The following is a 26,429-nucleotide window of genomic DNA, read 5'->3' as shown; positions in this document are numbered from 1 at the left end:
GCACGGGTATCCCCGTGTTCCCGCCACTGACATCGATGCCGTGGGGCGGCCAGCGCCGGCCCGAGGGCATCGTCACGTGACCTGCCCTCAGACTGCGATCACGGCCAGAGCCTCGTCAGCGATCAGAAACTCCACCAGTGCAGCAACTCCACCAGTGCGAAGTCGAGCCTGACCTGAAGCATCGGGTGTCACGTGTGGTCACTAGTGAGATGTTTGCGAGATTAAAAATGGTGCCTATTAGGAGGTGATCTGCGATACCATTCTTACGTGGAGGTATGCGATGTCTGAGATTTTTTCGGCGGTTGATGCGTTGCTGGCCAAGGCGAGGGGCGGCGGTGATCTGCCGGAGCCGGTGGAGCGGGAGCGGTTGCGTAAGGCGGCCGGCCTGACGCAGGTCGAGGTGGCGGAGGCGCTGCAGACGCGGCGGGAGACATTCGCGAAGTGGGAGTCCGGGACCGCGCAGCCCAGGGCGCCGAAGCGCAGCGCGTACGCGTTCTTGCTCGCGGGCCTGGCCGACATCCACGGCACGCAGGGCCCGGACGGCTGGCTCACCCTGGCCCGCCAGGCCCGGCCCCACGACACTGACGCCAGCGCGACCGCCGCGGAAGGGGCGTGAGTCGCTGATGGACCGTAAGACCTACACCGCCGAGCTCGCCGGTCTGCGTGAGCTGCGCACCGAGATCACGGCCGCGGCGAAGACGGTCGCGGCCGCGCAGAAGGAGCTGGACAAGCTCACCGGGCAGCGTGCGCGCCGGGTGGCGGGGCTTGCGGGGTACGAGGGCGCCCAGGCGCCAGCCATCGCGAAGGCCTCCGGGCTGACGCTCGCGGACGTGGTGCGGATCGCGCCGCTGCTGGACCCGACCCCCGCCTCCGTCCGCGCCGCCAAGACCGACGACAAGGCCGCCGCCGAGCCCGCTGTCGCCGTTGCTCCGGCGCTGACCCGCCCGGCCGCCGTACTCGAGCAGCCAGCCCCGGCCGCCCCGGTAACCGAGGCGCCGCGCGAGGTCGAGCACCAGGCCGCCGCCGTCGAGCAGCCCGCCCCGGCGGCGCCTGCCGTTGCTGCGCCGGTCGCCACCGCTCCGATCGTCCCGGTCGCTGCGGTGGAGCGTCCGGCCGCTGGTGTCGGTCCGCGTGAGTTGCCCACTATTCCGGAGGGCCCGGCGGGAGCGCGGTTCGAGGCGGCGACGACCGGTCTGGTCTCCAAGCGCCCGCCCTACACCCAGCAGGCGCGCTCCACGGTATTCCTGGACGTAGCGGCCGGGATGCTCGCGGTGCGCGACCAGGTCGTCCGGGTCGACCTCGGCGCCCGCACGCCGGGCGAGATCCTGGACGCGGTCCTGGCGAGCGCGCCGGGCACGGAGCGGGTCTATATCACCGCCGGCGCGCCGTGGCACGACGGCGCCGAGCGCTACTCCACCCTCAAGGACGCCGTCGCGGCGTGGCTCAACACGCCGTCGGAGCGATGGACCACCGCGGTCGGCTCGGGCCGGGACAGGCTGGCCGGGCACTTCGTCCACCAGCGTCAGCCGGTCGGCCGCTACGCCCCCGCGGCCGCGTCGGACGGGCCGGTCACGGAGATCCGCTCGATGGGGGAGTGGTTCGACCCGGACGGCGCCGACGTCGTGACCTGCCGGGACGCCTTCCGGCTGCTGTGGCAGGCGCTGCGCCGCCACTGGGACGATGCCGTGTTGATGGGCTCGCCGTCGCAGACGGGCCGTGACCTGTGGTCGCGGACCATCCCGACGACCGGCAAGTGGGCCGGGGGCTATCCGGTGCTGTCGGAGGAGCTGCGGGGCCTGTTGCACGCGACCGGTGGTCAGGGCCGCACGGAGCTGATCCTGCCGCCGCGGGTGCCGGAGCAGCTGCCGGCGCTGGTGGAGTACGACCGTACCTTCGCCTACGCGAAGCACCTGTGGAAGTCGCCGATCGGCACGCCCCGCCGCATCACCGCGGGGGGCTTCGCCGCGATGACGGAGGCCGAGCAGACCAAGGCCCTGATGAGCTGCTCGCACTGGAACGTCCGCGTCACCGTTCCGGCCGGCTGGAACCACGTCGGTCTCCTCCCGGCCCCCGTGACCGGGGACCGGGCCTGGGTCTACCCGTCCGAGCCGGGCGCCACCTTCACCACGTGGGCGGGCGGCGCGGAGGTCCACCTCGCGCTGTCCAACCACCTGATGCCGTGGAAGGTCGAGGTTCTCGGCGGCCTGCTCTTCGAGGACGGCAAGCCGCTCGACGAGTGGGGCAAGCGACTCAAGGCCGCCTGGACGAATCTGACGAACCTCTCCAAGCTGCACGCCGACGAGCGGCAGCGCACCGCCGCGTACCTCGCCTCCCGTGCCGTTCGGTCGGTGCTGCTGTTCGGACTGGGCGGCTTCGCGCAGCGCCCGCGCCTGGTCTCCGGCACCACGCCGGTCGGGGAGGCGCTCCCGGCCGGGGTGGAGATCCTCGGCCAGGACGGCGAGCTGGTGACGTGGCAGCGGCAGGCCGGGTTCTCCCGCGACCCCAACGCGCACCCGGAGTGGGCCGCGTACGTGTGGTCGGGGGCGCGGGCGGCGCTGCTGGACATGAAGTACCGGCAGGGCAAGGAGGTCATCGGCTACGCCGGCGCTCTCCACGCGAAGCCCGGCACGGTCGTGTACTTCGGCACGGACGGCATCGCCCTGACCGAGCGCCAGATGTGGCCCTACCGCGGCGAGCCCGGCGACTACCTCCTCAAGGGCCACCTGACCGGGCCCGTGCCGCACCCGGTCAGCCAGGAGGAGTACCTGAAGCTGCGCGGCCTGGGCCGCGCCGAACTCGCCGCGAAGGGGACTGACCAGTGAGTCCGGCCGATCCGCAGAACCCGAACGAGGCCGCCCGCCTGACCCAGGACCTGATCGACCAGGGCTACACCAGGCGGCAGGTCGCCAGGATGCTCGGCCGCGACGCCTCCCTGGTCTCGCAGTTCTTCACCAAGGGCAAGGGCGCCAGCATGGTCAACGCGCTGCGCCAGCTGGTCCGTGCGGTGCGCGGCGGCGAGCGCGACGAGCAGGCGCTGTCCGGGATCGCGGAGGCGAACACCACCCGTCGACGTACGAAGACGGGGCAGAAGGCGCGGGTGCGGGGCAAGGACACGGTTGGCGAGGCGGGCGGGTCGATGGCCGGTCGGGCCGGGAAGCAGGCCATCCGCTCCGGGGCCTCCCATCTCGCGCCGGTCGTGCATGCGACCGGCCATGCGGGCGGGCGGCTGGCGTTCACGGTCCGGATGAAGGCCGACCAGTACGTGTACTCGGCCGGGTCGGAGAAGGACTCCGGCGGTGTGCGGCGCGGGTTCATCCCGCGTGCGGACGGCACCGAGGAGCGCACCTACGGCTCCGCCTCGACCGGTGGGTTTGATGCGGCGGAGTGGTCCCGGCGGGTCGCGGACCACCACGGCGACGTGACCGAGGCCATGAAGGAGTGGCTGGTGGAGACCGGCCGCGCCGTTGAGGACGCCGACATCGCCTACCTGGAGGTCCGCGGCTGGATCCCCGAGCAGTAGGCCGGGCGGCCTCTCCCCAACCATTGCCCGGCCCAGGGGAGAGGCCGACCGCACGACCACACCCCCCCGGCACAGGCCCCGTCGTCTCAGGATCCGAAGGAGAAGCACCGCCGTGGAGACCACCAGCGCCACCGCCGAGCAGGATGTGTCGGCCGGACTACGTGCCCGGGCCGTATTGCCGCTCCCGGCGCAGCCGTCCGGCGTCGTCGTGAATCCGTTGCCGCTGCACTGGTTCCAGAAGGACGCCGTCGCGGCCGCAGTACGCGAGGTGAAGGACCGGGGCCGCGCCACCGTCGTCGCGGCGACCGGCTCCGGCAAGACCCTGATCGCCGCCGGCTGCGCCCGGCGCCTGGCCGCGCGTGGCCGGGTGCTGGTGCTGGTGCCGACGATCGAGCTGCTGGAGCAGACCGCCGAAGCCTGGTCACTGCGGGGCGGGCGCCGCGGGCTGGCTGTCGCGGCGTGTTCGCGGGAGGAGGCGCTGGAGAGCGCGGAGGCCGGCGGCCGTGTCCATGCGGCCGTGACCACGCAGGCCGCGCGGATCACCGACCTGGCCACCTCCGCGAAGCCGGGTGAGCCCGTCACCGTGTACGCCACCTACGCCTCGCTGGAACGCATCGTCCAGGCCCACCAGCTGTACGGCCTCCCGGCCTGGGACCTCGTCGTCATCGACGAGGCCCACCGCACCGCCGGCGCCGAGGGCAAGGCATGGGCCGCGGTCCACGACGACGCCCAGGTCTCGGCGAAGCGCCGGCTGTACTTCACCGCGACCCCCAGGATTGCGGACGACCAGCGGGCGAAGGATGGCCTGGCCGCCCTCGCCGCCGACGGCGAGGGCGGGGAGAAGCCGCCCGTGCTCTGCTCCATGACGGATATCCGGATCTACGGCAAGACCGTGTTCACCTGGACCCTCGGACAGGGCATCGAGCACGGCTACCTCGCCGACTACCGTGTCCTGGTCCCCGTCGTCACCGACGAGGACCTCCGCGAGCTGCTCCGCCTCCCCGCCGTCGCCGACCTCCGCTCCCAGCGCTCCAACGAGGAACTCCTGCGCCTGGCCCTCCAGATCGCCGTGCTGCGCGCCGTCGCCGACCTCGGCCTGCGCCGCGTCATCACATTCCACTCCCGGGTGTCCGCGGCGCGGGAGTTCGTCGGCAGCCTGCCGGATGCCTCCCAACTGCTACCCGACCCGGAGCGCCCGGAGCGGATCTGGGCGAAGGCCGTGGCCGGCACCGACCGCCTGCGTGACCGCCGGGCCGCGTTCACCGAGTTCAAGGCCCACACCGGCGACGACGGCGAGGAGTGCGGCATCCTCGCCAACGCCCGCCTCCTGTCCGAGGGCATCGACGTCCGAGCGGTCGACGCGATCTGCTTCGCGGACCCGAAGTCGAGCGTCATCGACATCGTCCAGGCCGTCGGCCGCGCGCTACGCCAGTCCTACCGGCAGGGCAAGGTATCCTGGGTCATCATCCCCGTCTATCTCCCCACACTCGAGGCCGGCGACGACACGGCGGCCGCAGACTCGGCCGAGGTCCACGACGTCGGCGAGGCTGAGACGGCTGGGGTCGACGCCGAGATCGAAGCTTCCTCCTTCCGTACGATCTGGCGGGTCCTGCGAGCCCTTGCCGCGCACGACGCCCGGGTGGTCGGCCGGATCACCGAGCTGCGCTCCCACCGCTCCCAGGGCACCGCGCACACCACCGCGGCCAAGGCTTCCGAAGCCGGGGAGGGCGAGCCGCAGTCGGCGGCGGTGGGGTCGCCGATCGAGTGGCTGAAGGTCAACGCCCGGCATCACGCGGACGCCATCCTCCAGACAGTGAAGCTGCGGGCGTTCAACCCGCGCGCGGCCGAGTGGCAGCGGATGCACGCGCTCGCGGAGGTCTTCCACCTCCAGCACGGCCACCTCGACCCCACCGACAAGGCGAAGCACACCGAGCTGATCTCCTGGCTCGCCCGCCAGCGCCACCTGAACGGCCAGGCCCTGCTCGACCCCGCTCGCGTCTCGGAGCTGGACGCGCTCGGCATGATCTGGTCCAAGAACGCCAACGCCTGGGAACGCGGCTATGCGTACGCGCGGGCGTTCCAGCATCAGCACGGCCACCTCGCGATCCCCGCCACCACGAAGCTCGACGACTACGCCGTCGGTGCCTGGATGCGCCGCCAGCGCAAGGCCATGGGCCTCACCCCCGACCAGGCGGCCAAGCTCGACGGCCTGGACGAGCTGTGGCGCCTGGAGCCGGACTGGAACCGCTCCTACCGCCGCCTGCTCGCCTACCTCGCGGCTGGCGGTACCCTGACCGGTCCCGCCAACCGCACCGGCAGCGCGGACGATCCGACTTTCCGCCCCGGCACGTGGCTGCGCAAGCAGGACAAGGCCCGCACCGACGGGAAGCTGACCGCGCAGCAGGTCGCACTCCTGGACGCGCTCCACCGGCACGCCGAGGCCGTCGCCGGCTGACCCGCCCACTTCGTGAAGAGCTCTCGAGACGCGCGGCGCTGGCTGCAACTTGCTGACCGACTTCCCGGTGGTCTCCGGCCATACCCCCGAGGCAGTAGCGGCAGTCATCGCCGGGGCCGAGTTCGCCATCCTGGACCGGGCGCAGGGTAAGGTCATCGGCGTCGGCTTGCGGGCCCCGACGGCCGGATATCCGACTACGGCGAGAGCCGGCTGGAGAGATCCGAGGCGGCAAGTGCCCGGCTGACCGCCGCCGAGCGGGCATGCTGATCGGCCCTACCGCAGCGAGCACGCATCACCAGGGCAGGCCGTTCGCGACTGGCCGCCAGCTGTCGAGGGGACCGACGGTGAGGACTTCGACCGGAACCTACCAAACGGTAACCTGCTGGTCTTCCGCTGTTGCGGTACAGGTGCCGTTCTGATGAGCCTACGATGGTCACCTGCGGCGGGTGTGGCGTCAGAAAGCTTATGCCGTCGGATGGTTGCTGCCTGCGATGCTGCACGGTGGCAGGGGAGAGCGGAGCGGCTGCAACTGTGCACCTGAAGGACTTCTCTGTCAGTGGGTTCCGCTCGCTAACGCTGGTTGAGAACATCCCCGTCAGCGCGCCGACGATCCTGGCCGGCCACAACGACGGCGGGAAGAGCGCGGTGCTCGCCGCTCTTGACTTCCTCCTCGGCGGGTACCGCCTGGTCGAACAGGACCGGACCTACGACAACCCGCCAGCAGTAGACGCCGTTTCTGCCGCTCCGGCCCGCTGCGCCTCGACATGGGTCGAGGGCCGTTTCGCCCTGGACGCCTCCGAACAGGAGATGGGCTTTGCGGCCGAGCTGAGGATCCGACGCCGAGTGGAGGGCGACAGCCTGCCCCTGCTCGAGTACTGGGCCCAGCTCCCGCGCGACCCCAGGCTGCGCGATTTCGGCTCGCTGCTCGTCCCCGCTCTCAAGGAACTGGTCGAAGCCCTCGGGCTGCAGACTGAGGGCAGGGGACTCAAGGCAGATTTGCAGGCGGCGCTGGCCGCACACGCGGCGCGGTCTCCGCAGGTCGCCGAATGGACCGTTCTCCCCAAGCAGTTGGTGCGACGGCTGCCGAGGCTCCTGTCGTTCAGCGGGAAAGACGAGAGCCCGGACCGGGCCGTCCACACGGCACTTGCCGGCAGCTACCAGGCTCACCTGGAGGACGACGGCCTGCAGGGCCGCCTGCGGACGATCGAGTCCGAGGTCACCGACCTGGTCAAGGGCGACGCCGCCGACCTGTGCGCGCACATCAAGGCACACTGTCCTGACCTCGTGGAAGTCTCCGTCGAACCGGAGGTCTCCTTCTCTCACGGATTCAAGCACGCGCACCTGCACATCTCGCGAGCCCACGGCGAGCGGGTCGATCTGTCCAGGTCCGGCCGCGGCAGCAACCGCCGGATCGCCCTTGCCGTCTGGGAGTGGACCAGCAAGCTCCTGGAGGACCCCCAACCGGACGACAACGACATGCCGCCCGTCCAGACGATCGTCGTCTACGACGAGCCCGACACCCATCTGGACTACACCCATCAGCGGACCGTGATGGACCTCATCCGCCGCCAGTGCACGACGGACGCCGTCAAGGTCATCGTGGCCACCCATTCGATGAACCTCATCGACGGTGTGGACATCGCCGACGTCGTCCACCTGCGTCTGGAAGCGGGCCGCACCGTCATCGAGCGCCTCGCCGACGACACGCACGAGGGCATCGACCTGCATCTCGGGCAGATCGCCTCCGCGCTCGGCCTGCGCAACTCCGTCCTGCTCCACGAGCGCTGCTTCCTCGCCGTCGAGGGAGCCACCGAACAACAGGCGATTCCGGTGCTGTTCCGCCTCTCGCAGGGGCTGTCACTGCAGGCGGCCGGCATCGCCCTGTGGGCCTGCAACAACAATGAAGGCGCCCTCCACCTCGCCCGCTACCTCGCCGCCCAGCGCCGCACCGTCATGCTGCTGGTCGATGCCGACAGTCGCAACGTCGCCAAGTTCTTCAAGGACGACCGGCTGCGCCACTTTGGCCTCGATCCCGCGACACAGGTGTCGTTCGTCGGTGAGGCCGAGAACCTCAACGAGCTCGAGGAGCTCTTCGAGGACGAGCAGTGGGCCCGGGTGGCCAACCGCAAGTGGCCTCGACCCGAGGGTGAGCAGCCCTGGGAGGCCGCGCACTTCAAGGCCCACCGCGGTGGCCGCAAATTCAGCAAGGACATTCTGGACATGATTAAGGACCAGGGAAGCAAGAGCCCGGACGGTAAGCCCGAAATGGTCTACGAGCTGGCCACATCCTTGGGCTCCGCATCCGAGGTGCCGTCGCAGCTGAGGGAGGTCTTCGAGGATTTGCGCGCACGGGTGAGGTGATCATTTCCGGACAATGCGTCCTGCTGGAGCTGTGCGATGCGTCGTGCCTTCATCCGGGCCTTGCGCTGTTCGCTGGTCGGCGATGCCCAGGCATGCCAGCCCGCCTCCTCCACCCACTGCCTCGCATGGACCCGCTCGTCGATGCCGCACCACCGGCACCCGTTCGGAGCAGGGAAACCGCTGTGCAAAGAGTTTTGCTCGGAAGTCATCTCTCCTCCTCTCTGGCCCTATTCTTTCCCGCCGCACTGACAATCTCCTGCCCTCGCGCCCGCCGCTCACCCCCTTGCTGGCAGCGGTACGGCACTCCCGGGTTCCAGCGGTTCCCATAGATCACCATTGCGGACCAAAACACCGAAGTCGGCCCGCCCACCACACCCGAACGGTTACGGTCAGCGACCATGCGATTGCTCCACACCTCGGATTGGCACCTTGGGCGCACGTTCTACCGAGAGTCCCTCATTGACGCCCAGCGCGCCTTCCTCGACCACCTGCTGGCCGTCGTCCGGGAGCGGGAGGTGAGTGCGGTCCTCGTCGCCGGTGACATCTACGACCGGGCCATCCCGTCCCTGGACGCCGTCGCCCTCTTCGACCACGCGCTCAACAGCCTGGCCGACCTTCAGGTCCCCGTCGTCATGATCAGCGGCAACCACGACTCGCCCCAGCGTCTCGGCGTCACGTCCCGCCTGATCGAACGAGCTGGCATCCACCTGCGCACCGACCCCGCGACCTGCCACATACCCGCAGTGCTGCACGACGGGCACGGACCCGTCGCGTTCTACGGCCTGCCCTACCTTGAACCTTTCCTGACCCGTGAGGAGATGGCAGCCGACAAGCCCACCCACGAAGCCGTCCTCGGCGCCGTGATGGACCGCGTCCGCGCCGACCTCGCCACCCGCCCCGCAGGCACCCGCTCCGTTGTCCTCGCCCACGCCTTCGTCACCGGTGGCCACACCAGCCACACCAGCGACAGCGAACGGGACATCACCGCCGGCGGCATACCGACCGTCCCTGCCGCCGTCTTCGAGGGAATCGACTATGTCGCCCTTGGCCACCTCCACCGCCCGCAGAAAGTCACCGATCGCATCCGCTATAGCGGTTCCCCCCTCGCCTACTCCTTCTCCGAAGCCGGTTACGACAAGACCACCTGGCTCGTCGACCTCGACGCCGACGCCAACCTCACCACCGAAGCTGTCCCCTGCCCTCGCCCCCGGACTCTGGACTTTCTCACCGGGCACCTCGACGACCTCCTCAAGGACCACCGGCATGCACACCTGCACGACGCCTGGTTGCACGTCACCCTCACCGACCCACAGCGCCCCATCAACGCCATGGACCGCCTGCGCACCCGCTTCCCCGGCACCGTCCAGCTCACCTTCGCACCCCAGGACGGCGACCCCCCAAGCAGCACCACATACACCGAACGAACCCGCCACCGCACCGAACTGGAGATCACCGCAGGATTCGTCGACCACGTCCGAAGCGGTCACGCCCCTACCCCCGCCGAACACGACCTCCTGCGCCGGGCAGTCGAGGCCACCCGCCTGAACGAAACCGTGAAGGAAGCCCACTGATGCGCCTGCATACCCTCGTCCTGCAAGCATTCGGCCCCTTCCGGACCCGGCAGAGCATCGACTTCGACACGCTCTCCCAAGGAGGGCTGTTCCTCCTGCACGGCGCCACCGGCGCGGGCAAGTCCACCATCTTCGATGCCGTCTGCTACGCCCTCTACGGCAATGTGCCGGGGGAGCGCCACCAGACGGCGCTACGCAGCCACCACGCCGACTCCGCCACACTCACCCAGGTCGAGCTCGAGTTCAGCATGGCGGAACGCCGCCTGAGGATCGTGCGCACCCCCCAGCAGGAACGCGCCCGGCGCGACAAAAACGGCACCACGCTGACGCAGGCCAAGGCCAGCTTGGAGGAACGGCACGGCCACGACAGCCTCGGCCAGGCCGTCTGGAAGCCCGTCACCGCCGCCCAGCAGGAGATCGCCCGCGAGATCGAAGCCCTGCTGGGGATGAACCGCGGGCAGTTCTGCCAGGTCGTCCTGCTGCCGCAGGGCGACTTCGCGAAATTCCTGCGGGCCAAGGCCGAAGACCGCGCCACCGTTCTGGGACGCCTCTTCGGAACCCACCGCTTCCGTCGTATCGCCTGCTGGCTCGCGGACCATGCCAAGGAGACCGGGCAGCGCTGCGACGACGCCCGCAGGGCCGTCCTGCGAGACATTGACCGCATCCAGGACACCGCCGGCGCCCTAATCATCGACTCGACCGAGGAGCCGGCCCCCACCCAGGACAGCATCGACACTACCCACCCCACGGCACTCGCCTGGGCGCAGGCTGTGCATAACAGCGCCACCGGCGCCCACCAAGTGGCCACCACTGCACTGCAGGACGCCCGAGCACACCACAGCACCCGGGAAAACCGAGCCACACAGGTCCGCATCCTGGCGGAGCGCCAGCGGCGCCACCGCACCGCCGCCGAAGCCCTCGCGGCCCTGCAGGCACAGGCCCCGGCCTTCGAGAACCTGCAGGCTACCCTGGAACGCGGTCGCCGTGCCGAGCGGGCCCGGCCTATCATCCAGGCCCTCGCCGACGCAGACCGTGACCACCAGCAGGCCCGGCACGCCGAGGCCCAGGCAAGGACGAGACTGCCCGACACACAGCGCAACGACACCGACGAGAACCTCACCGCCGCCGACAACCGGCTGAAGAACGACCTTGGCCGCCTCGACGCCCTGCGCCACGATGAGCAGCGCTCCGACGACCTGGCCGCCTCCCTAGTCGAGCTCGAGGCCGAGCTGGGTCAAGCCCAGGCCGACCACGACGAGGTCGCCGACTGGCTGGGCCAGGCAGACAACCGACGCGACGAGCACACCGCGCGGATCGACAGGGCCCAACTGGCTCAGATCCAGGCCGACGAACTCGCTGCCGCCTTGCCGCCCCTTGAGCGGCAACTCGCCGCAGCCCGCCGACGAGACGAACTGGCCACCGACTTCGTCAAAGTCCAGGCCGACGTCGACAAGCTCAAGGAAGCCGTCATCCACAGCGCGGCACACGCAAGAGAGATCCGTGACCGGCGCATCGATGGAATGGCCGGTGAACTCGCCGGCCGACTGCGCCCTCAGGAGCCGTGCCTGGTCTGCGGCTCGCCCGTCCATCCCCGGCCGGCGACCGCCGCCGCCGACCACCCGAGCAGAGAGGACGAGGCCCGCGCAGAGGAGGCCTATCAGCAGGCCGACCAGGCCTGCAAACAAGCCGAACAAGACCTCGTCCGCCTCATGGCCGAGGCCACCGCGGCCCAGGAACTCGCTGGCGGACAGACGACCGCCGACCTGCAGCAGCATCACCGCGCCGCCCGGCAGACCCAGAAGGACCTCCTGGCCGCCGCCGCAGACGCCGTGCCCGCGAACGAGGCGTTGCGCGCCTTCGACGAGACGCGTGCAACCCGGACATCCGAACTCGCCAGTTTGGGCCGACGCATCGGCGACTACCTCGGCCGCCAGGAGACCCAGAGCACCGAACAGGAGATCCTCACCCTGCGCCTTGCCGACGCTCTGGCCGGATGCCCGACAATCGCCGCTCGCAGTGCAGAACTCACCGCCGTGGTGGAAGCGATCGCCCAGGCACGGACGGCGATCCAGCAGGTGGCGGTGACCGCGGGGAATCTGGACCGCACAGGCCGGGCCGCCGCAATCGAGATCGCCGCCGCAGGGTTCGCCACCCCCGAGGAAGCCCGCAACGCCATGATCCCCGGTACCGAACTGGCAGCGAAGGAAGGTGAACTGGACACCTGGCGGACGGCCCAGGCCACGCACACGGCGACACTCCAGGACCCGGATCTCGCCGAGGCCGCAGCCGCGGAACCGGCAGACGAGCAGGCCGCCGAGGCGGATCTTGCCGCTGCTGCCGATCGGTCGGAAGCAGCGGCCATCGCCGAGAGCACCAGCCGCGCCCGCTGCCAGACACTGCTCGGCCACATCGGCGACCTCGCGCAGAACGTGGGGCGACTTACGCCCCTCCTGGAAGAGCACCACGTAGCCAAACACATGGCAGACCTTGCTGCAGGGACTTCGGGCGACAACCAGTACCGCATGCACCTGGAGGCCTACGTACTGGCGGCCAGGCTGGAAGAGGTGGCGAAGGCGGCCAACACCCGCCTGGGACGCATGTCCTCCGGCCGCTACGTGCTGTCCCACACCGATGCGCGCACGAGCGGCCGAGGCCGCTCCGGCCTCGGCCTGGAGATCCTCGACCAGTGGACCGGCCAGACCCGCGACACCGCCACCCTCTCCGGAGGCGAGTCCTTCTTCGCCTCCCTGGCGCTGGCCCTCGGCCTCGCCGACGTGGTAGCCCAGGAAGCCGGCGGCAGTCGGCTCGACACCCTGTTCATCGACGAGGGCTTCGGCAGCCTCGACGACGAGACCCTGGAGGAGGTCCTCCAGGTCCTCGACGAACTGCGCTCCTACAGCCGCACCGTCGGGGTCGTCAGCCATGTCGCGGACCTGCGACGGCGCATCCCCACCCAGATGCAGGTCCGTAAGAGCCAGGACGGCTCGACCGTGAAAGCCATGGCTACCGCCCCGGCCTACTGACGTCCACGGATCGGCCCTGTCTCCCCCGCGGGCCAAGGAAGGCTCCCCCATCCCCCTGAAAGGATGTGGGCCCGACCCGCCGGGCCGCTTTCTCGACCAGTCCGTTTGGTTCTGGGCCGCTCGTTCGGTCGATAGCTGGGCCGCGCCCAGCTGCCGCCAGTGGGGCCGCGGACGGCGGGCCGGGATGGGGTGCAGAGACGGAGTATGTGCGGCCGGGCGAGCGGCCCATCTTGCTGAGCCGTCGATCCCGGTTGACGAGCCTGATTTCCCTCGCACGGGCGGCGCGTGAACGGTGTCCGGTGCCCTGCTCCTGGGGCCAAGTGTGCCGTCCTGCATCCTCCGACCCGCCCCGCGCACACCGCGCCGGCAGGATCGGGCGTGTTCGGCGGCACAGCCACCGGCTGACCGTGATGCCGTCCGGCAGGTGCGGTGAGCGTGGGTCACCGCCGTTGACCGCCTTCTCGCTCGGTGGGGCCGCAGCGGGGCCCGCTCAGTCCAGCGGCATCCCCGTGATGTCCACGCCTACCGCCGCCCCGGCGGGCACGGGGGGACCGGCGGCCGCGTGGTCGTCGTTGCGCGCGTTCCGCGGGGCGGTCACCGTATCGCGGGCATCGGCCGCGAGCACGGCCGCGTAGCCGACGGCGGCGGCGATCGCCACACCTGGGCGTGCTCTACTGGACGGGCCTGGGGCGGGAGGCTCCGGGGCCGCGAGGGAAGACGGTTGTCGTTCACACGCCGATTGCGCTCCGCCGGTATGCACGTAGCAGCCCGTTTTTCGTCCCTGAGGCCCCTTCTCCGCTGCAGGCGTCGAAGGCCAAGGGACGGCAAGAAGGTCGGGACGGGCTTCGCCGCGCTGTCTGCCGGGCCCGTCTCCGCCCGAGGGCGGAGAAGGCCATCCCGGGACTGGGCGCGCCGGGTGTCGGCGAACCGGTGGGGACGGTGACTTGTCGCAGCCGTCCGGCACACTCGATGCGGGACGCAACCGCGCAAGGAGACGTTCATGGTGCTGGACTTCGATTCGAGTCGTGCTGTGGTGGGCCTGAGGGGCCAGCGGCGCCTTATTCGGGCGGTGCTGGGGGCGAGGGCCGCGGACGAGCGGCGGTGGCTGGAGTGGAAGTCCGCGCTGGACCTTTCCACGGCACACGGCGCGTTCACCGCGGCCAAGGCGATCCTAGGCTTCGCGAACCGGATGCCCGACATCGCCGCCCAGTGGGCGCAGGGGCACGCCTACCTGCTGGTCGGTGTCGGACCGCAGGACCTCAACGGAGTTGCCCAGGCGGACATCGAGAAGGTTGACCCCTGGCTAGCCCGCTACCTGGACGGCTTCACCGGTACCAGATGACCTACGTCCCCCTGGACGCGGGCGAGGGCACCCGCCACGTGCTGTGCATCGACGTCGCACCGCCAGCCTGGGGGACCCGATCCACCCGCTGCGCAAGGACTACGACAAGTACCGCCAGGGCACGATCTTCCACCGCTATGCGGGCAGGACCGGGCCAGCCGGAGCCTGGGAGATCGACGACCTGGGCGAACGGCTGCGCCGCGGCGCGCCGACGGTCGACGTCTCCCTCGCCGCCGTCCAGGACACGGTGCCTGCGGTCCGGCTCGTCGGGGACTTGGAGCAGCTCCTGGCCCGGCGCCGAGACGCGTTGATGGCACAGCTGCCGACGGCCCACCGCACCGCGGACACTGCCCCGAGCACCGCAGCCCCGATCATTGTCGAGGCCAGGCCGCAGGGGGAGCGGCGGCGCTTCACCACGGCCGACCTCGAACAGGTCCGACAGCGGCAGACCGATGGCGAGAAGCTCACCGCCGACGAACGAGAAGCGCTAGAACGCCTCGCCACTGCCATGGAGAAGGCCAGCAAGTCGTTCATGACCGCCTTCGCCGCACCGGCCAGCCCAGACCGTCGGTCACCGGACCAGTTCCGCGCCGACGCCGACGCCTACGTGGCCCAGCTGCGCCGCGCCGTGCCGGGTGCCATCACTGCGGCCGCTGTCGCCCGTGCAGAGGCCGTGCGCTTCGAGATCCGTAACCCCACCGACAGATTCCTGGCCCAGCTCGAGGTCATCGTTGACCTGCCGGCGGAGCTGACTGCCGTCCTTCCGGGCAGACATCGTGCGCCCATCGAGTGGCCCGACCCGCCCCCGGCCTACGGAAGCCTCACGAAGTTCGACATCGGCATGCCCGTCCCGCCCATCACGGTCACGATACCGCCGTACGGGTTCCGGCCTGCCCCGGTCGCGCGTCGGCCTGAGATCGAGTCGACCGCCGAGTCGACAGTTGTTCGCTTTCCCGCCGTCGACGTCCGGGCGCACGGACACGTGCTGCTCGACCCGCTGGCCGTCATCGCAAACCAGGGGTTTGCCGGCACCCTGACCGCTCGCTGGAGCGCTACAGCCACCAACCTTGACGGCCGGGTGGAGAACGCCACAACCCTCCGGCTGTCACCGCTCCTCCTTGACGTGGGTGAGCTGATGGGGCGGACGTCGTGACCGCAGACCAGCAGGGGCGGCCGAGGGTGGCGGGCGCCGTGAGTTGGGCGAGGGTGGGGCAGGGTGGGCGTGGTCGCGTTGGGCGGCTACGGGCGGGGCTGGAGTTCCGTCATGTCCACCAAGACCCTCTTCCTCTTCTCCGACAGCTGGGGCTTGCCTACCTTCACCAGGCCGGATGAGGTGAGAGCCGTGCTGACGACGTCGGCCAGCTTCTCGGCGGTGGCCAGCTGCGGCGCGGTGACCGTGAACTGCAGCCGAACCGCCCTCTCCACTGGCGCCGCCACCGGCACGCGGGCTGGTAGGTCGGGAACATGGCCGAGGAGTTCCTCGGCGCGCTCCGCGGCCTTCCCGAAACGCTCGTCGTTGCACAGGCCGCCGATGGTGCGCGTGGCCTGGATCATGCAGTAGGCGGCATGGATGACCGTCTCCTCGTCCGAGGTCTGTGGCGTGGTCGCGATGCCGGTCACACCGGTCTCGGGGTTCTGGTGCAGGTAGGTCTCCGAGCTGGTCAGGCTGGGGTGCGCGTAGCCTGACAGCATCCGGTAGATGACGTACAGGCCGGGCTGGTCGAACAGCCGGCACAGCGACTCGAAACCGAGCTCGGCGCGAAGCGGGTGCTCGTCACCAGGCGGCGGCAGCACCGGCTCGTCCGTGCCGTCGGGGATCTGCCAGCCCTCAGCTTCCGCCTTCACAACGCTCTCCAGGAGGGCCTTGCGGTTCGCCTCGTGCTCCTCCACCGTCGCCTTGACGGCCTCGTTCCCGGAGCCAGCGAGCCAGACCAACTGCATCGTGTGCTCCGCGATGCTGCGCACGATGGGGCTGCTCTCGTGCCCGACGCTGTTCAGCGACAGGAGGCTGACGGCATGACCGCTACGGATCACGCGGGCCCACCATCCCCAGGCAACCAGGAATGCGTCACGGGAGTCCCGGTTCACCTCGATGTCGCCGCCGCCGGCATCGTTAAGCAGCTTCACCAGATGGGCGACGGCACGGTGTGCGCCCTGGGCCGTCTCGGCCACCGACTTGCCTGAAGTCTCAACCATGCGAGGAGCGTTCCACAGGATCGCGCCGGGCCGCACGCCGTTCTCTGGTCGTCCGCGGCCGAGGTCGATGGAGACGGGGTGGGCAGGCGGCTGACCTTGTTGAGTTGGCCGGCCGCGGCCCCGGCCTCGTAGGCGTCGACGATTGGCTGCGGGTCGCCCTGGGTGAGGACGTGGCGGGGCCTGGACGGTCTGCGGCCGGGCGGCGTTGTCCCCGGTGGGCTGGTCGTGGAGGTTGTCGGCGGCCGCGGCGCCGTGGCGACCGGGTCGTGTCGGTTCGGCATGAGGTCCATTCCCGTGAACTAGTGCCGCATCAGGCAACGTTCGCCCCGTCGTGACATGTCGCTCGGTTGCTGAGCCGGGCGACACCGGACCGTCAGAATGATCACGTGGCTGAACGCGTGCAGGTCCGTGAGATCGATGACGACGAGGGCAGACGGCTGCTGCGGATCGTCCGGCGGGGCACCGGATCGGTGGTGACCTGGCGGCGGGCCCAGATGGTGCTGCTGTCCGCCGAGCGGACGCCAGTGGCGAAGATCGCCGAGGTCACGTTCACCAGCGCGGACCGGGTCCGCGACGTGATCCACAACTTCAACGCCGACGGCTTCGACTTCGCTTTACCCGAAGTACAAAGGCGGGCGGCCGAGGACGTTCACGCTGGCCGAGCGCCGGGAGATCAAGAAGATCGCCAAGTCCAAGCCGGCCGAGCACGGCCTGCCGTTCTCGACCTGGAGCCTGGCCAAGCTGGCCGACTTCCTGGTCGCCGAGGGGGTGGTCGACGACATCAGCCACGAGGGCCTTCGGGTCCTGCTCCGCGAGGAGGGCGTCTCATTTCAACGCGTGAAGATCTGGAAGGCCTCCCGAGACCCGGACTACGCGGCCAAGAAGGCCCGGGTCGAGCACCTCTATGCGATCGCTGACGGCGAGGTCATAGCCGAGGACGGGGAGCCCGAAGTCGTCTTCTGTCTGGACGAGTTCGGCCCGCTCAACCTCCAACCGCACCCCGGGCGGCAGTGGGCCGAACGTGGCGGCAAGGGCAAGGACCCCGACCGCGAGCCCAGACCCCGGAGGCGGGCCACCTACACCCGACCGCACGGCGTGAGGCACCTGTTCGCCGCCTACGACCTCGCCAAGGACCAGCTCTACGGCCACATCAAGAAGACCAAGAACAGGTCCAAGTTCCTGCGCTTCTACCAGGGCGACGCAGTGGTGCACGCCGACGGGGTGAAGTACCGCTGCGAGGCGAACCTGCGCTGCTGGGTGACCCGCCCACGCGCAGCCGCGTCCGCCCGAACACCTGGTGGGGCCGGATCGGACTGTCCGACTTCGTCGGCGCCCGGGGGCCGCGGTGGGCGGGTTACGGCAGATCCGGGTACTGCGTGCCGGGGCGGGCCTCTCGGTGACGATCTCGTACAGGCCGGGGCCGGCAGCGGAACCAGCCGCCCACGGCCTTTGCGAGCCGGGCCCGTTGCACGTCCAGGCGGTCCATCGCGACCCCCGGCGGGATCTCCGCGTACTCGCGGACCAACGCGATCTCCTCGGGCGTCAGCCCTGGCTCCGGCACGGCAGCCTCCACAGATCGGCAAGCTTCCTGCCAAGTGGTCCAAAAGTCTCGTATCCCCTAAAAAGGGCATCGCAATCCCGGCGGGGTCGAGTCGGCGACACTTGCAGAAAGCCGCGACGGCCCGTGGCTTCCCCGTCGTGCTCCCCGACCACCGACCAGCACCATGTTGGGCGGGTTTCCGCAGCTCAGGGGCCAGAATCAACGTTCCCCGAAATCCCGGCAACCCCCCTGTGCCCCTTGTCTGGGTCGTTGGTCTTGGGTCTGGGGCACGAGGCGTTTTGCGCGCTCCAGGGCCGCCGTGGCCCTTCTCGATTTCCGCTTCCGGCCAGCCGCGCCCCGCGACCGGGCCGTGCTCACGGCGAGCAGGGCCGGGCGGCTTTCACGGAACCCGCGCCAGAGCCAGTCTGCCGTGTCCGCTGACACACAGACGCAGCACCGCAGGGGGCCGTCCTCCCGAACCACGGACGGCGCGCCCTGTGAGCGGTGCCCGCCCCGGAAGGCGGGCCCTCCAAGGCCCCGCGGCCCGGGGTCGCGACACGGTAAGGACCGGCGCCCGCTCTCCCTCACCGCCCGTCGTCGCCATCGCCGTCCATGTCACGTATGTCCTTTCCGGCCCGTTCCCGGCCCCGTGGTCACCTACCCACCTAGGCCCGATGACCACGGCCGCAGCCACGAGTTAACACCCTGTGACGACCTTCGGCCGATTGGATCGCGGTCAGTTCAGTGGGGCGGCCCAGAGCTGGATGCCACGGAGGTCATCGACTGTGCCCCGCAGGTTGGCCAGGTTGCTCAGGATCCGCATGTTGATCGCGCCGTCCCGCTCACCGCCGCGGGCACCGTCCCCTCCAGCAGTTCCGCCCGCGGCATCGACCGCGTCCCGCAGGCCCGCGGGAATCCTGGCGCCGTCTCGGGCCGGGTCGAATTCCCGGGTGACGAAGAACTTCAGCTCTCCATCGACCGCATAGACGAGATCGGTATCGCCATGGAGGCTGACCGTACTCGTCGCCGCCACACCGCCCGCCACCGAGAGTGCCCTCGCCGGCGGCTCGAACCCGGGCCCGTAGCACGTCAGACCCCCGTCGTCGTAGACGAACGTCCAATCGCCCACCCGACCGGACAAAAGAACCGCAGCGCTGTCCGTCGGACCGATCGCCGCCCGCGCGAGCGACGTCCAATCGGTCGGCCGGGCCGCCGGCAACTCACACGGCGTGACCTGATTCGGCCTGGCACCCAGCAGCAGCAGAGCCACCGTCGGGCGCAGCCCACGGATGACATGCACGGTGTGGTTTGGGTCCCGGCTTGCCAGTCCACTGATCCAGGCAGGCATCCCGTACTCGTCAACGATGCCCGCCGTGAAACCGGATGTCGGCATGTCTACCCCTTCGTTAGCCAGATCCTCATCGGCATCGCCACGACAGCGGGACGCCCTCGGGCTGCTGCTGTCGGCGATCTACAACGACACAGGACCTGAGCGATCACTCCGTCATCACCATCTAGAACTACGTCCACTCCCGTCACGACGGTTCACCACACGGCGACCGGCACCTCCGCGCCCCAGCCGGTCACGGCGCGCCAGCGCCGGGGGGCGAATCCACCTACCGGTCCGCACAACTACGGCCACAGGGCGAAGTCACGGTTCCCATCCCAGGAAGAAAGTCAACGTGCGCGGCGACGTGTCCGGGGCCGGCGGCTCGCACGGTCTCGCTGAACGCGGCGAGCATCGCGCGGTCCAGCGGAAGAGTTCGCGTAGAGGACGGCGAGGGCGTCGTAGGTGTCCGCCGTGGAGCGGTGGTGCGGGGAAGGTTCGGTCGCAAGCGGACGGTAGGGTCTTCCTGGGACGGACGGCTGATGATGGGACAGGTCCCGGTGACGGCTGCCCGAAGCGATGGTGGAGCCACGATTGTTGGCGCGAGATGGTGTCGCTGCGCCGACACTGAGCTGCCCACGGTGCCTCCGCTCGTTATTGCTAGACCTGACCCGCGGATAGCTATCTGATGGCCCGGGTTTGCGGCGCCCGCGGCGCAGCTACCAGCCAGCGCGCGGGGGCCGGGGTCGACGACTGCGCAGACACAACGCCGGGACCATCGTCACCCTCGCCCCGTCTGCCCTGTGGCGTTGGCCCATCAGGCGATCGTCAGACGGATCCTGCGGGGCAACGCCGCCGACTGGCTCTCGAGCCGCCGCTGTGGTGCCGGTCCCCGGCGGGCCCGGCCGCGACCGGGTGAACTTCGCATACGTAGCTTTAGGGATCTTGAGGGGTGTCAAACCATCCCCTGGGTGCAGGCGCAAACGCAATCGCACCCTTGTGCTAAATCTGGCGAGAAACGAGGAATCATGGCCGAAAGATCATTTGGAATCAAGGTTCGAAACTTCTCCGGACTTGATCTCACGCGGAAGTCGATCGAGCTTTCGCATGGGCAGTGGAGTGGGAACGGCGGGAGCGTCCCTCCGGAGTTCATTCCCCAGGGCGGAACGGCCGTTTGGGAAAGCGAGTCTGACGGCTTCGCCACCGGGACCGAAGGGCGGGCCATCTACCTGTCGGACGCCGGCGAGTTCTACATCCACTGGGATAACCCTTTCGTTGGATCGAACAGCTTCGATGTGAACGTCCCGCCTGGCTTCAGCCGGACTTTCGGAGACATCAGCGGTAACAACGTCTGGCTCAAGCTGGTCTTCGAGTCTCCCGAATAGACTGAGCCATTCTTATACTGGGCGCCGATTGGCCGAAGGCTGCGCTCTCGGTATGAGCGAAGAACGCGCGAGGCTCCCCAGCGGGTGAGCGAGTTTTCTGAAGTCTCAACTATTCCGCTGGGGAGCCTCGTTGGGTCGCCTGCACCCCGCCCTGCCGGACCTGCCGAATGCGTTTTTGAGTGGATAACCATGCTGATCATCACCCTCCAGCCCCGCTGCGCCGCGGGTCATGAGCTGGCGCAGCGCACCCGCACCACGGCCCTCGCACTGTGCGGCGAACAGGTCTCGTCTGCCCGGCCCGGCTCCCGCAGCCGTCTCGGACCTCCCGTACGCGGTCTGCTTGGCTGAAGGCGCCGTCCCGTCGGGAGCCAGTGGCGGCGTTGGTGCCGTCCCGGGACATCGGGGTGCCGGTGTTGATGGTCGGAATCGACCGCTCGACCCGGTCCAGGGCGGCGGCGAAGCTTGGTGCCCACCGCGAGCTGTTCCGCGACGACAGCCCGACCCTCGCGGACGATCAGATAACCAGACCGTAGTTCGCCAACGAGGAGATACGGTCATTCCAGCCTGCTGGACCTAGATCAGGTATGGCGACCTGGCCGGTCCCCGTATTGGTGGGAGTAAACGAACTCCCCCCATAATTCATGTCATCCCAGTAAGTGACCAGACAGTTAGTCCCGCTGATCGAGCTGATGACATCGTTCCAGTCGTCGCTCGTGAACAAGACGGTGTTGCGAGGGAGCCGGCTAAGTCGGTAGTTTGCATAACCTGCGCCCATCCAGAACCAGTCGCCCTGGTAATTCACGTCCGAAAACAGCTGGACGGTGTCGTGATGGTTTGGAGTGGGTTTAGGGCCTCCATTCGATCCAGATTGCGGACCTTGGTCGTACCAGATAGGGGGCCCGCCCGTGGGGGGAACGCCCCAATCCAGGGGCCTCGGGGGGCGAGGATCGATATTTTGGAGGCTCGGCCTCAGATGGCGTTCTGTATCCGTCAGATGGCGTGTCGCGTAGCTAATACCCCGAAGCGCGACAAGGGGAGTTTCATCCGTAAAAGCATATAGTCTCGGCCCGTCGGTCGCCGCCTGGTCGAAGAGGTAGTGAAGTGGCCGCCCATTGAACCGGGTGATGTCGGTCGGTTCATAATCTTCACCATCAACATTCAGGGCCATATGCGGCGCTGAATGAGTAATCGACTTCTCCTCCTCTGATCTCCTTGAGGAGAAGGCAAGCGGCGGTAGCCTCACCTGCCCGTCCCCCTCTGCGAGCACGGACCGCTTCCGTTCAAGGGTCCTGGCAACCAGGTCGCGCAGGGTGGATACACCTTCGCTTTCCAGGAGTGAGAGGACATCATCCTCCGTCACATTCGCAGCGAGGGCTTGATTCGAAAGCATCCGGTCCAACTCGGCCCGGGTCCTTCTGTCAATCCTTGGAGCCGTCATGGCTCATTCCTCCCGCGCAGATGCGCTGTCCATCCAGTAATCTTGCTACCAGTCTCCGCAGGAGGAAGTGCGGTCATTCCATCCGTAGGGCCTCAGGCTAGGGACGCTGCCATACCCTCCTGGCGGTATGACGTGGTAGAAGAACGGTCCCTCGAAGTTCTTCGCATCAGACAATTGGACCACGCCGACCGTCCACATCTCGAAAGAGGAGATTCTGTCGTTCCAGTCGCCCGTGAACAGGCCCAACGACACCTCTGACAGGCGCCAATATCCCAGATTCGGCCCCAGGCCTATGGCCAATCCATTTAGGTCGTCGTGTTCCCAGAAAATGGCACCAGGGCTCATTCGATATTTCAGCGGAGGGCTGGAAATGTCGCGGTACCTCTGAAAGTACTCGAACTGTAGCCAATCGGCCATGAGATCTCGATCATCTACGACCAGCATGTGTTCTTTGCCTGGTGATGTGAAGAAGTGTAGCTCCTGGCCGTTGAAGCGCTCGATGTCCGAAGGGTCGTAGAGAGTGCCGTCGAGAACGAACGGCACCTCTGGAATCACATGTTTGATGTTCGCGACCACTGATGGAGGGGCCTTACGTCGCATACTCGCAAAGTCTGGCCATGCAGCGGCGTCTGCCGACCCCTTAGTCTGCGCCGCTTCGTCTTTGAGAACCTGTAGGGCTTCCTCAAGGGAGGAGACACCCTCTCGCTTGAGTTCTGCGATGCCGTCTTCCATTTCGGCATCACCATTCACAATGGCTGTGAGCAACTCCAACGCATTGTTGCTCTTCGGTTCCACACTCATAGCTCCTCCAGGGAGCAACAGTTGAAGGCAAAGTGGGTTGAACCATCCCCGGGCATCCACACAGGGCTGATCGAAAGTTTGCAGATCTTCACCGTTGAGGGCGGTTTCGGCTTCTTCATATCGCCGTCCTCTACCAGAGAAGCACATCCTGGCGCGAATCGAAACTGGGGCCTTGGCCATCAGGATCGGTGACGCGGTCCTTACCTCCACCCCAACTGCGAGCGGAGGTTGAGCCGCCGTCGGGGCGTCGGAACACGCGCTGCCGTCTTGCGGACGCAGGGGCCGACGGTGGCCGAGCCGCTAACCGACTGTCCTCTGCGTCGCCGAGTCGGCACGGATGGCTCGTCACCGAGCCCGGCCGCCTCGACCGTCTCACTCTCTTCGTCCAAGCTGCGTAGGCCTGCTGCGCGCTGTACGCCGACTTCGGGCCTGGCAGCGCGCACGACACCGGCCCGGCCCTCGGTACGTCTGGGTTGGCCAGCCCGAGAGCCTGATCCTCACCGAACTCCTCGCCCACCGACGCCTCGCCCTCGCGCAGGCCTGAGACGGCGTCGCGCCCGCCATCCCTCCTTGGTGGCGGCGCGCTCGGGCTGCGGGCGGGGCGGGCACGGTGCGGTCCCGGTCGGCCGAGACCGAGTTCCTGCTTCCGGGCGGCAAGCGCACGGTGCGCCCGGACGGCGTGTGGCAGGCCCCGGAGATCGGGGTGCCGGTGCTGATGGTCGAGGTCGGCCGTTCCACCATGGCCCCGGCCGACGTCGCCACGACGTTCCCCCGGTGCCGCGAGCTGTTCCGTACCAAGGTCCGCGACAACGACCCGGCCCTCGCCGACCAGGAGCCGGCTGACCGGACGGTGCACTGGTGGCGCCGCACCTGGCTCGGCCACACCCGCCCCGGCTACCCTCCCGTCGCCCTGGTCGTCACCGGCGCCGGACCGGCCGCCCTGGCCAACCGGCAGCAGGCCGTGGCGTGTGGGGTTGTGCGTTGTCGGCTGCGTTGTCAGGTGGTGGGTTCGGTGGTGCGGCGGCGTCGGCGGAGGTCGCGTTGGGCTTGGGCGCGGGCGCATTCGCGGGAGCAGTACTTGACGCCGGTGGTGCGGTGCTGGCCGTAGTTGGCGCGGCCGCGTTGGCGGACGAAGTCGCGGCCGCAGTTGTGGTTGGCGCATGTGCGCACGGCGGCGCCTTCGGCGAGATGGTTGTACAGCTGGAGAAATGCCACGGAGTGGACGGTGGGGTAGCGGTCGGCGAGGCCGCCGATGCCGATGCTGAAGCGGCTCAGGGCTGCGCCCAGGACGCCTGGACGCGTAGGTCGATGAGCAGGTGGCGCAGGTAGTCCATGGAGGGCGGCCATACCTCGTTCTGGTGGGGGTTCTCTGCCCGGATGCTGGCCAGAGTCTCCTCGGTGACTTCTGGTGCGACGAGTTCTTCGAGGCCGCCTTCGTACTGGCATGCCAGCCAGGTCGTGATGGCCGCCTGGGCGGTTTCCACGTGGAGCCTCACCTGCTCGCGGTGGGTGCCGAAGGGGTAGGGCTGGTTGTCGAAGCCGGCTTCGGGGATGGCCCGGATCCGCCCTGGGGCCGTACACACCCCGGGCCCCGCCCGGGCACCTTCCCGGGCGGGGCCGGTGCCAAACCCGGCGACCCTGTGGCCGGCTCGGCCGCTGACACCCGTTGAAAAAATCTTGGAAACGGTGCGTGGAGTGCCCGGGGCAGGGCCACCTACAAGGGGTGTGCCCGGCGGCGGGAGGCCGACCGACGGCGGGCTACAACCCGACGGAAGCCTTCCCGCTGCTGCGGCCGCGATCGGGCCCGGCTGTCGACCCGGTGACCCCGTTGCCGGGCGCCCCAGCTGCGCCCCGGTTGCGCCTTCCCGCCGCTCCGAGTGGCCCCGCGTTCTCGGGCCCGGCCCCTGTGGACTACTTTCCGTCTGGCTCTTCCCGGGGTGGCCGGGGGTCGTGGTCACGATTTCGTAGTGTCCTGGGCCGGCTTTGCGGAACCAGCCGCCGGCGGCCTTCGCCAGCCGGGCCCGCTGTACGTCGAGCCGGTCGATCGCCACTCCCGGAGGGATTTCCACGTACTCCCGGACCAGGCGGAGACAGTGCCAGCAGGGGCCGTTCGGCGTTGGAGGGCTAGATCTGACAAGTAGTCCGGCAGGATAGGTGGATGACGTTCACCGATCCACTTGCTGGCAAGGGCGTGGCCAGCACCGCAGAACTTCAGGCTGCTGCGCTGGCTTGGGACACCTACGACGAGCGCCGAGACGGACCCGCACACATGCCGTTCTTCTACACGGCGATGCGATACGAGAATTGGTGGGGAGCCGGGGCAACGAGAGAAGAGCTGTACAGCCTTGCCAACAAGCACGGCATACCAGTGGCGTGGACACCCCCGGCAAGGGTGCTACGCGATCTGGTGGATGCCGGCCCCAGTCATCAGGCGAAACTATCCGTCCTGGAGGCAGCTGAGGACGAGGTCCGCGCTCACTGCCACGCGCTGATGGACGAGTGCACGTCGTCGTGGGTCGAGACTGGGCCGGAAGTCGGCCGCCACGTTCTGGCAGCCTGGGACGACGGACATCGACAAGCTGCAGCCTGTCTGGCGCTGGCCGCAGCGGAGGACGTCATGTTCGCCGTGGCCAGGGTTGACCGGTCGCAGAAGTGCAAGGGCTTGACCACAGCAGCCAGCCGCCCGCTGCTCAAGAAGCCGTGGCTGGTCGACAGGCAGATTGCTCTCGCACCGATCGAGCCATTGTTCACCCAGTACTTCCCAGAGAAGAACAATCCGATCCCCGAGACCCTCTCGCGACACGCTGTTCTGCACCGCCTCCCCCTGGAGCACCTCAACACCGGGCACAGCATTGTCGCGATCATGTTGTTGGTGTCCCTCATGCGGCAGGCCGAGCAGCAGGCCTTCGAAGCAGAGGTGGACGCCCAGTACTACGAAGAGGACTGAAGCCGGTGTCCGGGGACCGGCCGGTGCTGTCGGACGCGCCGCTGTTCCCCGCCTCCAGGCGGCCCCGGTGCTGTGCCCGGACCGACTCCGGCGTCGTTTCTCTCCGGGGTGCTGCAGCGGGGTCTTGGCGGGTTCCCTGGATGCCGTCGTCCCCGGCGCGGGCGGTGTCGTGGGCTGCGCCTGGTGCTGCCGCGGCTGTCCTGCCCGGAGCGCTCCGGCACGCCGCACCTTCGGGCGCCCGCTGCTGCGCCCCCGTTGTCCCGGTACGCGGTGGTCGGCGGCCCGGGCCTGGTCCTGATTCTGTGCCGTCGCTGTTGTTCGTGGGCCCACAGGGAGAGGGAGTGGACCGTGTGCCGGCCGGTTGCTGGTGGGGCGTCACGATGCCGGTCACTGCCCGGTTTTCCGGCGCGTGGTGGGGCCCGGACGGCCGGGCCCGGGGCGGCATCCTAGCTGTGCAACCGCCCTGTCCGGCACCGTCGTCCACGCGCCGGTACCGTCCCTGGCAGCCGGTCCCGCCGTACCC

At 68.9% G+C, this 26,429-nt stretch carries 18 protein-coding genes and 1 pseudogene; 12 read left to right on the top strand and 7 right to left on the bottom strand.

Features of this window, described 5'->3' with window-relative positions:
* Window positions 1-280: 280 nt before the first annotated feature.
* The 7 genes from ACFV0G_RS02035 to ACFV0G_RS02005 all read left to right on the top strand — a co-directional run bounded on the left by ACFV0G_RS02035 (window position 281) and on the right by ACFV0G_RS02005 (window position 12,930).
* Window positions 281-616, top strand: a complete 336-nt coding sequence (locus ACFV0G_RS02035; protein ID WP_380540059.1) for a helix-turn-helix domain-containing protein — start codon at window positions 281-283, stop codon at window positions 614-616.
* Between the two features lie 7 nt (window positions 617-623).
* Window positions 624-2,822, top strand: a complete 2,199-nt coding sequence (locus tag ACFV0G_RS02030) for a hypothetical protein (protein ID WP_380540057.1) — start codon at window positions 624-626, stop codon at window positions 2,820-2,822.
* Window positions 2,819-3,520, top strand: a complete 702-nt coding sequence (locus tag ACFV0G_RS02025; RefSeq protein WP_380540054.1) for a helix-turn-helix domain containing protein — start codon at window positions 2,819-2,821, stop codon at window positions 3,518-3,520. Before ACFV0G_RS02030 ends, ACFV0G_RS02025 begins: the two co-directional genes overlap by 4 nt.
* A gap of 112 nt (window positions 3,521-3,632) precedes the next feature.
* On the top strand, window positions 3,633-5,975 hold the full coding sequence (locus ACFV0G_RS02020) for a Helicase associated domain protein (RefSeq protein ID WP_380540051.1): 2,343 nt from the start codon (window positions 3,633-3,635) through the stop codon (window positions 5,973-5,975).
* Between the two features lie 531 nt (window positions 5,976-6,506).
* Entirely contained in the window at window positions 6,507-8,336 is a 1,830-nt protein-coding gene (locus tag ACFV0G_RS02015; protein ID WP_380540048.1) for an ATP-dependent endonuclease, read from the top strand.
* A gap of 398 nt (window positions 8,337-8,734) precedes the next feature.
* Entirely contained in the window at window positions 8,735-9,907 is a 1,173-nt protein-coding gene (locus tag ACFV0G_RS02010; protein WP_380540045.1) for an exonuclease SbcCD subunit D, read from the top strand.
* Entirely contained in the window at window positions 9,907-12,930 is a 3,024-nt protein-coding gene (locus ACFV0G_RS02005) for an AAA family ATPase (protein WP_380540042.1), read from the top strand. Before ACFV0G_RS02010 ends, ACFV0G_RS02005 begins: the two co-directional genes overlap by 1 nt.
* Before the next feature lie 490 nt (window positions 12,931-13,420).
* Here ACFV0G_RS02005 and ACFV0G_RS02000 read toward each other — a convergent pair whose 3' ends face one another.
* Window positions 13,421-13,588: a hypothetical protein gene (locus tag ACFV0G_RS02000; protein ID WP_380540039.1), complete on the bottom strand. Its 168-nt coding sequence runs from the start codon at window positions 13,586-13,588 to the stop codon at window positions 13,421-13,423.
* 342 nt (window positions 13,589-13,930) lie between these two features.
* Here ACFV0G_RS02000 and ACFV0G_RS01995 point away from each other — a divergent pair, with 342 nt between their 5' ends.
* Window positions 13,931-14,272 carry a hypothetical protein gene (locus tag ACFV0G_RS01995; protein WP_380540036.1) on the top strand — a complete coding sequence of 114 codons (342 nt, stop codon included), beginning with the start codon at window positions 13,931-13,933 and terminating at the stop codon, window positions 14,270-14,272.
* Window positions 14,273-14,315: 43 nt separating this feature from the next.
* Window positions 14,316-15,425 carry a hypothetical protein gene (locus ACFV0G_RS01990; RefSeq protein ID WP_380540033.1) on the top strand — a complete coding sequence of 370 codons (1,110 nt, stop codon included), beginning with the start codon at window positions 14,316-14,318 and terminating at the stop codon, window positions 15,423-15,425.
* An 86-nt stretch (window positions 15,426-15,511) separates the two neighbouring features.
* On the opposite strand, the gene ACFV0G_RS01985 is transcribed toward ACFV0G_RS01990, so the two are convergent.
* On the bottom strand, window positions 15,512-16,468 hold the full coding sequence (locus tag ACFV0G_RS01985) for a hypothetical protein (RefSeq protein ID WP_380540030.1): 957 nt from the start codon (window positions 16,466-16,468) through the stop codon (window positions 15,512-15,514).
* Window positions 16,469-16,854: 386 nt separating this feature from the next.
* Here ACFV0G_RS01985 and ACFV0G_RS01980 point away from each other — a divergent pair.
* Window positions 16,855-17,656 (top strand): annotated as a pseudogene (locus tag ACFV0G_RS01980) (helix-turn-helix domain-containing protein); the annotation flags it as partial.
* 1,088 nt (window positions 17,657-18,744) lie between these two features.
* Here the strand turns inward: ACFV0G_RS01980 and ACFV0G_RS01975 are convergent.
* Complete coding sequence (locus tag ACFV0G_RS01975; protein ID WP_380540027.1) at window positions 18,745-19,401, bottom strand: hypothetical protein; 657 nt, start codon at window positions 19,399-19,401, stop codon at window positions 18,745-18,747.
* 962 nt (window positions 19,402-20,363) lie between these two features.
* On the opposite strand from ACFV0G_RS01975, the gene ACFV0G_RS01970 reads away from it, so the two are divergent.
* Window positions 20,364-20,720: an aegerolysin family protein gene (locus ACFV0G_RS01970; protein ID WP_380540023.1), complete on the top strand. Its 357-nt coding sequence runs from the start codon at window positions 20,364-20,366 to the stop codon at window positions 20,718-20,720.
* 514 nt (window positions 20,721-21,234) lie between these two features.
* Here ACFV0G_RS01970 and ACFV0G_RS01965 read toward each other — a convergent pair.
* The 4 genes from ACFV0G_RS01965 to ACFV0G_RS01950 all read right to left on the bottom strand — a co-directional run bounded on the left by ACFV0G_RS01965 (window position 21,235) and on the right by ACFV0G_RS01950 (window position 24,542).
* Complete coding sequence (locus ACFV0G_RS01965) at window positions 21,235-22,119, bottom strand: peptidase inhibitor family I36 protein (protein ID WP_380540020.1); 885 nt, start codon at window positions 22,117-22,119, stop codon at window positions 21,235-21,237.
* An 84-nt stretch (window positions 22,120-22,203) separates the two neighbouring features.
* Entirely contained in the window at window positions 22,204-22,953 is a 750-nt protein-coding gene (locus ACFV0G_RS01960; protein ID WP_380540017.1) for a hypothetical protein, read from the bottom strand.
* 1,002 nt (window positions 22,954-23,955) lie between these two features.
* Window positions 23,956-24,174, bottom strand: a complete 219-nt coding sequence (locus ACFV0G_RS01955) for a hypothetical protein (RefSeq protein WP_380540014.1) — start codon at window positions 24,172-24,174, stop codon at window positions 23,956-23,958.
* Between the two features lie 56 nt (window positions 24,175-24,230).
* A complete protein-coding gene (locus ACFV0G_RS01950; RefSeq protein ID WP_380540011.1) occupies window positions 24,231-24,542 on the bottom strand; it encodes a hypothetical protein in 312 nt (103 codons plus the stop codon).
* A gap of 575 nt (window positions 24,543-25,117) precedes the next feature.
* Between ACFV0G_RS01950 and ACFV0G_RS01945 the strand changes: the two genes are divergently transcribed.
* The gene (locus tag ACFV0G_RS01945; RefSeq protein ID WP_380540008.1) at window positions 25,118-25,906 is read left to right on the top strand and encodes a hypothetical protein; all 789 of its coding nucleotides are present in this window, start codon (window positions 25,118-25,120) and stop codon (window positions 25,904-25,906) included.
* Window positions 25,907-26,429 lie beyond the last annotated feature (523 nt).

The sequence above is a fragment of the Kitasatospora sp. NPDC059571 genome (assembly GCF_042735675.1).
GTDB lineage: Bacteria > Actinomycetota > Actinomycetes > Streptomycetales > Streptomycetaceae > Kitasatospora.
Note: the sequence above shows the minus strand (reverse complement) of the source record. Positions and strands in the feature narration are given on the sequence as shown.

What these genes read in the sequence shown, in the direction of transcription:
- ACFV0G_RS02035 (WP_380540059.1), top strand. Translation starts at nt 281, where the DNA reads ATGTCTGAGATTTTTTCGGCGGTTGATGCGTTGCTGGCCAAGGCGAGG.
- ACFV0G_RS02030 (WP_380540057.1), top strand. Translation starts at nt 624, where the DNA reads ATGGACCGTAAGACCTACACCGCCGAGCTCGCCGGTCTGCGTGAGCTG.
- ACFV0G_RS02010 (WP_380540045.1), top strand. Translation starts at nt 8,735, where the DNA reads ATGCGATTGCTCCACACCTCGGATTGGCACCTTGGGCGCACGTTCTAC.
- ACFV0G_RS02005 (WP_380540042.1), top strand. Translation starts at nt 9,907, where the DNA reads ATGCGCCTGCATACCCTCGTCCTGCAAGCATTCGGCCCCTTCCGGACC.
- ACFV0G_RS01995 (WP_380540036.1), top strand. Translation starts at nt 13,931, where the DNA reads ATGGTGCTGGACTTCGATTCGAGTCGTGCTGTGGTGGGCCTGAGGGGC.
- ACFV0G_RS01985 (WP_380540030.1), bottom strand. Translation starts at nt 16,468, where the DNA reads ATGGTTGAGACTTCAGGCAAGTCGGTGGCCGAGACGGCCCAGGGCGCA.
- ACFV0G_RS01975 (WP_380540027.1), bottom strand. Translation starts at nt 19,401, where the DNA reads ATGCCGACATCCGGTTTCACGGCGGGCATCGTTGACGAGTACGGGATG.
- ACFV0G_RS01970 (WP_380540023.1), top strand. Translation starts at nt 20,364, where the DNA reads ATGGCCGAAAGATCATTTGGAATCAAGGTTCGAAACTTCTCCGGACTT.
- ACFV0G_RS01945 (WP_380540008.1), top strand. Translation starts at nt 25,118, where the DNA reads ATGACGTTCACCGATCCACTTGCTGGCAAGGGCGTGGCCAGCACCGCA.